Below are 10276 nucleotides of genomic sequence, written 5' to 3'. Positions count from 1 at the left end.
CCCCCCCCCCCCCGGGGGGACGATGGTTGTAGGCGGGCCCGCCAATCTCTTAGATCCGGCCATGGTGGATGGCACGAAGATCGACGCGTTTATCGCGCAGCGGCGCGATACTAGCGGGTTAGAATGACTCAGAAACGGTCATTTAGCCTTCACCTCGCCAATCCCCATACCGGTCATTGGTTCATGTCTGTCGAGCGTGCAGCTACGAGATTTAGGACAGCACAAGGAGCTAGCTCGGGAGCGGCCCCGCCGCGCGGTAGCTTTCGATCAGAGCATCGAATACGGCGATGTCGGATCTGCTGCGGGCAATGATTTGCGCGCCGGCAACCGCCGCGTAGATTGCTCGCGCTCTTGCCTCGACGCTTTCAGGCAAGCCAATCGCTGCGGCGGCAAGCTGTTTACTGAGCCACGCCACGTTGACGTCAGCGAAAGCCTGTACCTGTTTCAGAACCGGCTCAGGCAGCTCGTCACGTTCGGTTGCCATGAAGCTGCTGAGGCACATCCGATTGTCACGCTCCAGCGACGCCCGAAAAATGCTCGGGTATCGCCGTAACGCGTCCCAGGCGTCCTTCGCGTCGGTGGATATCTTCTCGAGGTCGCGGGCAATATCCTCCTGATAGCGACGCGCTACCGCCTCACCGAGCAACGCCTTGTTGGCGAAGTAATAGTTGATGCTGGCGGCCTTGATGCCGACCTTCGCGGCGAGGTCGCGGAAGTTGATGCCGCCATAGCCGCGCGTCATCGCCGCCTCGCGTGCGGCCAGCAGGATGGCCTCCCGCGCATTCTCCTTCGTCGTTGCCGCCATAATCACGCCTCCACCTGTCATATGGCAGACAGGGGTTGACGGGGCAAGTTTTGCGTCGCAGATGTAAACCTGTCATCTGACAGGCAGGTGATGTGATCGACAATATGATCGATGAAAGCGAGACCTCCAATGGCCGAAAAGCTGGCGCTCTATACCTCCCCCTCCGCTTTCCCCAATCCGCAGCGGCTGCGCATCTTCATGCACGAGAAAGGCATCGCCGACCGGTTTGCCGAGACGGTGTACGACATGTCGCCTGGGGGTGAGCAGCGCGGGTGGCAACACCTGAAGATGAACCCGTGGGGCGAGACGCCGACGCTGGTGCTGGCGGACGGGTCCTTTTTGAGCGAGACGTCGGCTATCGCGCGCTACCTCGACGACAGCTTCGAAGGCCGCAAGATCATGGGCCAGACGCCGATCGAGCGCGGCCTTGATCAGATGTGGGACAACCGGGTCTGGGTCCACATCCTCTATCCAATCGTCACCGCCTTCCACGTCCTGCACCAGGGCCTCGGGCCCAAGTTGGAGCTGACGCACAACCCCGCATGGGGTGAGCATTCGCGCAAGGTGGCGCTAGCGCATGCTGCACTGGTCGACCGGCATTTTGCTGACGGGCGGGCGTGGCTACTTGGCGGAGACCATCCAACTTTCTCAGACATCACGCTGGCCACCGCGATCGCGTTTTCCAAGTACCCGGTGAACGCCACCCCACTGGACGAGCGTTTCGAGCATATCGACGCGTTCTGGCGGCGGTGGCAGACCAGGCCGGCCTTCATGGCTGCCTACGCCGACGGGCAAAGCGGTGTTCCGGAACTGGATGACCGCCCGTAGCGTCCACTTCACCCGTATCTATAGAATAACGCCTTAAGCAGGAGAACAAGCATGCTGTTTCATACCATGGTCGGATCGAACGACATCGAACGATCGAAGAATTTTTACGATACGGTGCTCGGGACACTCGGCGTCGGTGAACCGATGCGAAATATCGCCGACAGCGGCCACACCCGGCTCATCTACAATAATGGCAACGGAACGAACTTCATCGTCAGCCAGCCGATAAACGATGAACCTGCGACCGTCGCGAACGGCAGTACCGTCGCCTTTTCATGCAACTCACCTGAGCAGGTGAAGCAGCTTCACGATGCCGCGGTTGCCAATGGCGGCACCTCGATCGAAGCCCCGCCTGGCCCACGCGAGACTGCGTCGATGGGGACGATCGAGCTCGCCTATTTTCGCGACCCCGATGGCAATAAGCTTTGTGGGATCCATTTCCCCAAGTGATATTCCCGCCGCACGTCAGGCTTAAAGGGCCGCCCGTTCTAGGATGTACGGGCGGCAGGCTCGACACGAAGGATGTGCGGTAGACGGTACCGCTTTGAAGACCCAGTTTCGGCCATTAGCGACCACTTTTCATGTTTCCAACTTCGGCCATTCGTTCATCTCGTTCGTAGGGCCGCATTCAGTACGCTGGACGATCTTTTTGACGGATTCGAGTGAGAAAACGAGGAGTCCGATCAGGGGACGTCGCAACGCGCAACCAGACTTCAAATCCGTCGCAATTCGAGTTCCTCTCGCAGCACCCCGACCAAGGCTGCTGCCGGCATGACACGAGACAGTGGCGCACCCTGCCCTGCCCATTGCGCCCCGAAACCGTGCTCGCCTTGTGCCTTGGCAGCCGCGTGCAAAGCCTTTCCCGCATCATAAGCGATAGGATAATCAGGCGGTCGGCGTTCATCGACCAACCGACTCAGAGCCGTAAACCGGTTGGCCAGCGCACGCGCCGGTCGACCAGAAATAAGCGACGTGAGGACAGTGTGGTAAGCGCCTGCACCGGTGAGGGCCGCCCGGTATGCATCGTCTGCGGCTGACTCCGGGCACGCGACAAAGGCAGTTCCCAGTTGCGCTGCCGATGCGCCAAGATCTAGCGCCGCGGCGATGCCGGCGCCGTCCATTATCCCGCCAGCTGCGATGACTGGTAAGTTGTTCTTGCGCACTAGGAGCCGGGTCAGCGCGAACACGCCGAGCCCGTCGTCGGGCGCGGTGGGGTCGAAGACACCCCGATGCCCGCCTGCCTCGATCCCTTGCGCGACCACAGCGTCGATTCCCGCCGCTTCTATCGCGCGTGCTTCGTCGAGGCTGGTCGCGGTCGCCATGAGGTAAATACCGCGCGCTCGCAACGCCGAGAGCACGTCGGCGGACGGCAACCCGAAGTGGAAGCTGACCACTGGCGGCGCAAGATCGAGCAGTACCGCCACCATGTCGGGATCATCTGCGAAGCTTTTGTAGATGGTCTTCAGCGCCCTCGGGGGTTCTGCGCCGTACTCGGCGAACAGCGGGGCAAGCCAATCCAGCCATTGTGCTTCCCGCGAAAGATCGGCCTTTGCGCCAGCGTGGACGAAGACGTTGACGTTGAACGCGCGGGTCGTACGGCTGCGCACCTCCTCGATCATCGCCCGTGCGCCGAGGGCGTCGGTCGCGCCTACTCCGATCGACCCCAAGGCTCCCGCCTCGGATACCGCTGCCGCCAGCGAAGGTGTGGCGACGCCCGCCATTGGCGCCTGGATCAAGGGCACCGAGAGTTCGAACCGATTGATGAAAGACATACCTACGCCGCATCCGGTTGTGAACGATTGTCCCCTTATGACTACGCCAGCGCATTAAGCGAATGGCGCCAGGTGGTGGGACGCGGATCCTCTGCCCATCAACCACTAAGACCAAACAGGTGAGATCCAACCTAGCTTGAACGCTCGCCGACTCCAGCCATCTGTTCGTCTGACAAACGCTGAATCAAAGTGTGATTATTTTGCAGACGTGGTCGAACTTAGTCACATACCTGTGCCGCATATCGACCAAGGAACTAGGCGATTGAACTTCGTATCGGCAAGCAAACTAAAGCGTCCGTCGTAACGCCCCCCGATGCAGCATCTGCCGTTTTCTCTATTTTGACGGAATAGCGATCCGACCGATCATCTTTTCACCATGCTCGTCGCGTTTCAGCTCGATATCGACCGCCTCGACTTGGTGGGTTGCCCTACCGAAATCACGGAACAGATGCGCCGTCAGCAGCGACAGGCCATTGGGGTCGAGCCTGTCGGCATTATAGACGTTGGCGCGAACGACATACTCTCCAGCTGGCGCGCGGTGGAGGAAATACTCCTCCGGACCAAAACCCGCCGTCATGTCGTTCGAAAGATGGCCGCCGGTCGCGGTTCGCGGATGATTGTATATCGCCCGCTCGCCGCCGGGCTCGTCCACCCAAAGGTCTAGATCGGTGGCGTCCGTCGTCCAGTCGACGACCACGCGAATATCTGCGTCGAGCAATGCGGTAAGCGCAGATTCCAGAGGACTGCTTCCGCCCAGACGCTTTAGCTGCGGCAGCAGCGCATTGGCCTCCATCAGCGCAACCAGGTCGATCCCGTCCCAGCGTTGGTCCAATGGCATGACCGCTACCTCGCGCAATAGCGCGACCGCCCGCGTCAGATCCGCTAGCGCTGTTGCTGGTCGCGTTGCAGCACGCGTGCTGAGGGCAAGTGCGAGCAGACGCCTAGGCTGTGGCCGGTCGGGCTCTAGCGCCGCCTGCCGCTCTCGCAGTTCAATCGCTCGATCGATCGCGCCATACCGCTCCAGCCGGTCAGCGACGATGCCCAGTGTCGTCGCATTGGCCGCCGGCAGTTCAAGCGCTGACAGCACGACCTGCACTGCATCCATGGTCCGCCCGTGGCGACGCAGCCATTCTGCAGAATCCAGATAGAAGGCTGGCACGCCACCGGCTTCCGACTCCGCCTCGGCGAAGCGCTCATCGAAGCGCGCCGGCGCGGCGTCGAACGCTCGCAGATACTCGCGATCGGGCTGCCAGGCCTCGATCGAGACGGCAGGGGCCGATGGTTGCACACGGCTGCTGGTCACTACGATATCGGCACCTACGGGAGCTGCCTCGCCAGGTTCGGGTGCAGGCGGCGGTGGCGGTGGCGGTGGCGCAGGCGGTGCATACATTACTACAGCCGGCGGATTGTTCGAACGGGCATTACGGGCAGCTCGCTTCTTAGGGGCCGCTTCCGCGATTGGATCGAACCGCCGTTTCCACCAAGCGACCTGTTCCGTCCAGTCATGCGTTACCCGCTCCAATCGCAGCCGTTTTTCATCGGCGCGCTCGCCGTCCATCCGCTTCCGGCTCTCAAGATATAGCGACAGCGCGTCGGAGGGATAATTGGCGGGTGGGGCGATATCGGCCGTTAGATAATCCTGAGGTGCCTCTAGCACGAGGAATGACAAGCTAGGACTGGCAACGCCGTAACGCCGACTGGTCGTGACATACTCGGCACGCTGCTCGGTCCCACCGAACGTCGTCAACAAATCGGCGGCCACCAGTGCGCCGTCACCATCGAACGGCACGGCCTCGCCAAGTGACCGTAGCGTTTCCGTTCCGCCGATACGCACCCGAACACCTCCCAGTGCTGGGGCACGCGCCACGACACGCCATTGTCCTGGCGGCGCCGCAAGCGGCACGACGGCAAGTTCGTTGCCGTCCTCGTCCACTACCGCAGCGACGCCGGCCACAGCGGTCGCGAGAGCAGCAGCGACGCCAGCGACGTCCTCCCCTGGCGCAAACGCCTGCCCGCCAGTAGCCCTTGCAAGATGTCTCAGCCAGCCGATGTCCGCCGTCGGTGACACAGCGATGGCATCCAGTCGGCAGCGGGGCGCGAAAACGCTTGCACGGTCGATGGTAGGCCGCCCGTCGGAGAACAGCAGGCAACGGTCAGTCGACGTCTCGGCCGTGGCGGTAGCGGGGCCGGCTGCCTCCGCAACAGCCTCGAAACTCGTGGCGCCGCGGTAGCGCACGCCTCGCACCGCCTCGATCGCCGCATCCGCCGTCGCGGCGACGGTGCGCGTGGCGCCATCGCTCGCGAACGTCACGATCTCAATCTGCCGAGGCTGCAAGGCGGCAATCACCTGGCGGAGTAGCGCATATTCGGTGTCGTGGCGGTCTGCGAGCCGCGAGCGCGACCGGTCCCAATAGACGCGCAGCGTTCCGCCCACCTTCGGCGCAGCGGCTTGGCGCAGCATGCCAGACAGCTGAACATATCGTTCGCCGGTACGATGACGGCTGACGATCGTGTCGGCAGTCGCGACTGGCGCGACGACGATCGCACCGTTCAGCGTGCCCTTGCCGCTCGCCTCGGCAGTCTGTCCGCCCTGTTGCCCACCGCTCTGCCACGTTCCCTGCCGTCCGTCCGGCATCAGCAGTGCCGGCATCGCCCGTACACCATCCGCCACCACTCTAACCGTCCACCCCTCTGGCGCCGCAGCGATGCGCAGCGGTAGACGGAATCCCTCGGCACCGACCGGTGCGACGAAGCGCACCTGAATCTTTCGGCCACTGCCCGGCGGGACCGGGAAGACGCGAGTGCGGAAACCTCCTTCCGGCACGACTTCTGCCAGCCCGGGATCGACACGACGGCGAACCTGCGCCTCGTAGACCATCTTTGCCTTTGGCTGATCGACCAGAACGCCGTCGACGAGCGCCCCGCCGATATCGAGCGCATAACCAGTAACCACTGCACCTTTGGGCAGCGCGAGACGGAAGTCGCCCTCGAGCACCTCACGTCCTTCGTTGGCAAACTCTGCGATGATGGTCGTCTCGGCCACCGCTCCATGCACCCGAACGGCGACGTCGAAGCGGCGCAGCGCAATGTCACGGGCATGGGCGGCATCGCGAACACCCATAGCCGAGGCTGTCAGGCTTGGATTTGCGATCGGCTCTTGGGATTGGACCGGGCTGAGCGCGATAATCAGCGTTCCTAGCGTGAATCCGTGGCGTTTCATCCTGCCCCCCTTGCGTAACGTTGATTAAGCTAGAGCGACCAGTGGTTCAGCGGCAATGGGTAAACCACGTGGCTTGCTGCCTCGACCCAAACCCGGTCGCTCAGATACATTCACATGCTTTCCGAAAGCGGTCGTTGGTTCAGGCGAACCTCCACGGCCGGAACTAGGCTGTCAGAATGGCTAATGAGGCTTGCGCTTCGATGGCTTGGCAAGCTGGCCACCGATGGTATCTCTCTCAACACTGAACCTCGGTCGAAATTAACGACTAAGCAGAAGTAAGTTTTTCTGATTGCTGCTAACATGTCCACAGTAACTATAACTTGCGGCAGCGACTAACCGCGCTCACTATCTCTGCGAATCGATTTGCGCAGGGAGGCTCTCTTGGATCACGAAGCTAAACGTCTGCGAAGGCTGGGATTAATCGCGCCAAGTCTTCTTCTTGGCGGCTGCCTGAACGGTGGAGAGTCGGTCGCAAGCTCCTCTGCGAACGTTCAGACCTCGATCGTGCCGGCCAGCGTACCCTATTATCTCGATCTCTGCGGACAGTCTCCGGACAAGACCTACAAGCTCTACGCTCCAGCAGCCATGGGAGACTGGCGAACAGGCGCCGGCGATAGCAATCCAGAGAAGAAGGCGGCCGAGCGCCTCAGATGCGTCCAATCGCGTCGCATCGACAATGGGGATCCCATCACGGTGCGGCTGCACCGTGTCGGCATCGGCGGCCTCGCCGTTTTCAACGCGGCCGGCAAATGCACAAAAGGCTGTAAGCGGGACGTGGCGGTCGTGCTCGACTTCAACGGAAGCGCCACGCTCCAGAAGCCGATCGTAGCCTTCTATCAGAAAGACGTGGCTCCAGACAGCAACCTGCAGTTCATCAACCAGATCATCTTTTCGCAAAACGAGTGGTTCTACCGCTATCCGCCGAGCGTCAGAGTTCGGCTTTACGACGTGCGCGACGACAAGGACGCCGCCTTGCGGGGGAACCTCGAGACCGTGAAGAAGGCGGCTTCCTTGATAAGCCAATACATAGCCGGCGCGGCGATCGCTGGACCGATCATCGACACCGCCATAAGCGCCGCCGACCAACTGATCTCGGCGCCCCGGAACAGGTCGATCATGGACATGTCATTCCAGCTATTTCCAGATGAACAGCAGGACGACGGGCAGCGCAAAGCCGACGCTCCGGGCGGGACGGCAGCCGCCGACCAGGCCGCGCAGGTCCAGGCCGCCACCGACCGGCTCGCAGCCGTGAAGGCCGCCGCAGCCGCATCGAGCGGTGCGCTCCTCTCGGCGGCCGAGATAAAGACGCTGCAAGGCCGTTTGGGGATGGCCCAGCATCAGCAGGACGGCAAGCTTGGCCCGAACACGCTGCGGACGCTGCTCAGCGTACACCCCGAAATCGTCGGTCAAGGCGCGAAGTCCGAAGGCTTCAACAAGTCGGTCCGCGCGTTGATCGCGGAACGGCCGATGCCAGCCGTGCGCTCGGACGACACTTTCGGATCACCCATCTACGCATCCCAGTTCATTGTGTTCGACGAAGGCGCCAAGGAAGGCGGGGGATGCGCGAACCAGTCGCTGAACGTTCGTACCCGCATCGGCGAGGCGCTCCCGACCTACCGCTTCGCTCCCGACGGGGTGCGGTACGGCGGCGCCCGCGTCTACGCGGAGCGCAACAACGAGCAATGCGTGCTTGAAGCCAGCTTCGTCACCTTTTCCATTACCAAGGAGTCCGCGAACGTCGCCGCCGACGTGGCAAGAAGAATATCCGACCTCCAGACCAAGTTCACGGCGAACCAGGCGGTCGGTGAGGATGCGGTCGCCGCCCTGACGTCCGCCAGAGTCGACGCCGAGCTCGCGCTCGCCATCGATCGGGTCGAGAACATGCGTCGCCCGGATCGGCTTCGGGCGATGATCATGAAGCTCGGCTCCCTAATAGCGGAGGCGAAGACCAGCAGCGACTCCGACCGCAGCGCCCCGCCTATGCCGGGAGCGGCATTCAGAAGCAGATCCTATCGGCTCATCGAGGACTACTTGGGCTGCCCAGTCAGCGATCAGACGACGGTCGACCAGTTCAAGACTCTGGCCGACCAACTCTCGGCAGCAGCGTGGCAGGCGGTCAAGCGACGACCGGCCAAACCATATTTCGTAATGGACGCGCCCGACAAGCTTGATTGCCCCGGTATTCCTACCGCGACGAAGACGGATCCGGAAACCGCCGCACCGGCGGCTTCGGCTCAGGACGCACAGAAACCTGAACAATCATAGGGAGCACGAGGCCGCCGCACGTCTGACCCGCCCGCCGGCCTCCGGCAGATCGGTGAGGCACCGGAAATCTGGGCGGGACGGTCGTGCTTACGTCCCGGGGCCGAAAAGCGTGATGCCGGAGACGAAGGCACCATGACCAAGTTCGGTTCGCACGTGCGCCCAATCGCTGCCATCGAGGCCGTCCCCAACCGGTTGAAAAGGTGTCATCCAGCTCCGGGTCAGCTTCGATGACATGCGCGTGGGCTCGGGCGGCATTTTGGGCTGGAGTCACCGCGCGTTGCGCAGCGCCCCGGACAATGCGATCTTCAGGCTCGCGTCCTTAACAGCGTCGTATCGCGCCCTCATTATCCTAACGGCTTCCGCTGGGTTCTGCGCCGACCATCCGCCGCGCGCATTCGACAGCGCCTCAGAGACACCAAGCTGGAACCTGTAGCTGCCGTGGGGCAGCCCGCGCACGAGCTCGTCGGTGAACCCCGGGCCGTTGGAGGCCAGCAGACGCGAAAGCATGGTCCGAGCCCTGCGACGGGTGGTAGTGTCGCGGCTTTCCAGCTCTTGGACGGCCGTGGCCAGATCGGACTGTTCCGAACTCCGGAGCACTACTGGAGCCGGTGGCGGAGCGCGACTTGGCCTCGCGATCTCCTTCACGGCGGCGCTGTCTAGCGCCTGACCGGCGAGCACCATCCCTGTGGACGCCGCAGCGGCTTGTAGGATGCCGCTCGCCGCGAGGCGATCGGGGAGCCTGAAGGCCATGTCACCGACGTCGAAAAGGGGATCGCGCATCTTACCGTCGTCGGGTGTCTGATCGGAATTGTAGTTCGGCACCGTGCCCTTCAGATACTGGACCAGCTCTCCCGATGTGAGAAAACCGTCCCGGTTCACGTCCGCTTCGGGCCGGAACCCCGTCAGGGCCTGAACGAGAAGGCTGTTGAACACGCTTTCTGCGGGGACGGTCTGATTGGCCATCCCCGCCGTCAGGAACCATCGGACGGGGCGTTGCGCCGCGTCGCTGAGGACGTAGTTCAACGGACGTGGACGCGTCGCCTCGGCAGCGGAGCCCCTATGGCCTAAAACGGCTCCCGAGAAGCAGCTGTCGAAGACCATCAGCACGTGCCGCGCCTCCATGGCGCTGGCCCATTCCTGGAAGCGGGTGAGCCGGAGCGCCCGCTCGAGCAACGCAGCCTCGGCAGTCGCATCCGTGTCCAACGGCGCCTTCGGCGCATCGACAGGGAGGACGTATCCGACCGTCCGCTCCCCGCTTGTCTGATTGTCGGTCCGTGTGAAGCCATGACCTGCGAAGTACATGAAGACGCGGGCATCACGTCGGTAGCCGTAGGTTCGGACGAAGCACTCGATGGCCGCCGGGAGGTCGGCGGACCCGAGGTCCTC

The 10276-nt window shown here is 62.7% G+C and carries 7 protein-coding genes; 3 read left to right on the top strand and 4 right to left on the bottom strand.

Features of this window, described 5'->3' with window-relative positions; translation table 11 throughout:
- Window positions 1–229: 229 nt before the first annotated feature.
- A complete protein-coding gene (locus ASE89_RS14800) occupies window positions 230–805 on the bottom strand; it encodes a TetR/AcrR family transcriptional regulator (protein ID WP_056679240.1) in 576 nt (191 codons plus the stop codon).
- Window positions 806–934: 129 nt separating this feature from the next.
- Here ASE89_RS14800 and ASE89_RS14795 point away from each other — a divergent pair, with 129 nt between their 5' ends.
- Both ASE89_RS14795 and ASE89_RS14790 read left to right on the top strand, forming a co-directional pair.
- Entirely contained in the window at window positions 935–1633 is a 699-nt protein-coding gene (locus tag ASE89_RS14795; protein WP_056679237.1) for a glutathione S-transferase family protein, read from the top strand.
- A 51-nt stretch (window positions 1634–1684) separates the two neighbouring features.
- A complete protein-coding gene (locus tag ASE89_RS14790; RefSeq protein WP_056679234.1) occupies window positions 1685–2083 on the top strand; it encodes a VOC family protein in 399 nt (132 codons plus the stop codon).
- Window positions 2084–2346: 263 nt separating this feature from the next.
- Here the strand turns inward: ASE89_RS14790 and ASE89_RS14785 are convergent, their stop codons facing one another.
- Together ASE89_RS14785 and ASE89_RS14780 are read right to left on the bottom strand one after the other, a co-directional pair.
- A complete protein-coding gene (locus tag ASE89_RS14785; RefSeq protein ID WP_056679231.1) occupies window positions 2347–3405 on the bottom strand; it encodes an NAD(P)H-dependent flavin oxidoreductase in 1059 nt (352 codons plus the stop codon).
- Window positions 3406–3739: 334 nt separating this feature from the next.
- Window positions 3740–6625 (bottom strand): VIT domain-containing protein, encoded by a 2886-nt coding sequence (locus ASE89_RS14780; RefSeq protein WP_082451574.1) that lies wholly within the window; start codon window positions 6623–6625, stop codon window positions 3740–3742.
- A 381-nt stretch (window positions 6626–7006) separates the two neighbouring features.
- Here ASE89_RS14780 and ASE89_RS14775 point away from each other — a divergent pair, with 381 nt between their 5' ends.
- Window positions 7007–8890: a hypothetical protein gene (locus ASE89_RS14775; RefSeq protein WP_156363510.1), complete on the top strand. Its 1884-nt coding sequence runs from the start codon at window positions 7007–7009 to the stop codon at window positions 8888–8890.
- 267 nt (window positions 8891–9157) lie between these two features.
- Here ASE89_RS14775 and ASE89_RS14770 read toward each other — a convergent pair.
- Window positions 9158–10276, bottom strand: a 1119-nt coding sequence (locus ASE89_RS14770; RefSeq protein ID WP_201781557.1) for a caspase family protein, incomplete at its 5' end; no start/stop codon positions are given.

The organism is Sphingomonas sp. Leaf30, assembly GCF_001422525.1.
Classification (GTDB): Bacteria; Pseudomonadota; Alphaproteobacteria; order Sphingomonadales; family Sphingomonadaceae; genus Sphingomonas; species Sphingomonas aerolata.
The sequence above is the reverse complement of the archived record's forward strand: the minus strand, read 5'-3'. Positions and strand labels throughout refer to the sequence as shown.